Origin of the sequence: Parvimonas sp. D2 (genome assembly GCF_035282635.1) — a bacterium.
Taxonomy (GTDB): domain Bacteria; phylum Bacillota; class Clostridia; order Tissierellales; family Peptoniphilaceae; genus Parvimonas.
The window spans coordinates 1-326 of the sequence record NZ_JAYKBO010000019.1; the positions used below are offsets into that span (position 1 = coordinate 1).

A 326-nucleotide genomic window follows, 5' to 3' on the forward strand; every position below is an offset into this window, starting at 1 on the left:
ACAGGTTCATCATTTGAGATGACGATGACTGTACGGCCGGGCGCCATGCTCATTAGCACATTGGCCATGTCTTGCGCACGCTGGGCACTACCGTAAACGTCAAACGTCTCGGCATAATTGATGGTATTAGAATTCATGTCAAAGGCAATAACACCATAAGAGAGCCAAATGCCGATATATTCAGTATCCCCTGGACGATAGATGCCGCTGCTCTTACCCCACGGAGAGTTGTTTGCAGCAATGCCTGTTGCACGAATACGAAAGACGTCAGGCGTAATATTTGCCTTGGCTTCTACCGTAGAGATACGCGCAGACTGTGCTTGATC

The 326-nt window shown here is 48.8% G+C and carries 1 protein-coding gene; it reads right to left on the reverse strand.

Annotation, left to right across the window (positions count from 1 at the left end; all coding sequences use genetic code 11):
- The coding region (locus VJI77_RS07405; protein WP_323988947.1) for a hypothetical protein at positions 1-326 on the reverse strand (326 nt) is incomplete at both ends.